This is a genomic window from Bradyrhizobium sp. NBAIM08 (assembly GCF_020193935.1).
In the GTDB taxonomy this organism is placed as follows: Bacteria; Pseudomonadota; Alphaproteobacteria; order Rhizobiales; family Xanthobacteraceae; genus Bradyrhizobium; species Bradyrhizobium yuanmingense.
Map to the genome: position 1 here is coordinate 1 of NZ_JADYVR010000102.1, position 529 is coordinate 529.

The following is a 529-nucleotide window of genomic DNA, read 5'->3' on the forward strand; positions in this document are numbered from 1 at the left end:
CCCTTTGCCCACGGTCCGCCGCACCCGCTGGCGCGCGCGGCGGCAGAGGCCCTGCGCGCCGAGGTCGAGCCGCTGACCGAGGGCATGATGTTCGGGGTGCTGGTGGCCCGCGCCGCCGACGGCAGCCAGCACGTGCTGCGCGCCTTCTCCGGCATGCTGCATGGCCGCTGGCTGGTGCCGGGCTTTGCTCCGCCGCTCTTTGCCCCGAGCGAGCGTGACGCCTTCTGGCCGGCGGGTGAGGCCGAGCTCGACGTCTTCGGCGTGCGCATCGCAGAGGCGCGGGCGCGCGAGCAGGCGGTACAGATAGAGCGGGCCTCCCGCCTTCGGCCCGGTGCCCGACAGCCCTTCGCCGCCGAACGGTTGCACGCCGACGACGGCGCCGACCATGTTGCGGTTGACGTAGACGTTGCCGACGCGCGCGCCGGCGACGACCTGCGCGATGGTCTCGTCGATGCGCGACTGCACCCCGAGCGTCAGCCCGTAGCCGGTGGCGTTGACCTGATCGATCATCGCGGCGAGGTCGCGGCGC

At 73.7% G+C, this 529-nt stretch carries 1 pseudogene; it reads right to left on the minus strand.

Annotated elements, in window-relative coordinates:
- Positions 1-291 precede the first annotated feature (291 nt).
- Positions 292-529 (minus strand): annotated as a pseudogene (locus I6F37_RS38610) (aldehyde dehydrogenase family protein); the annotation flags it as partial.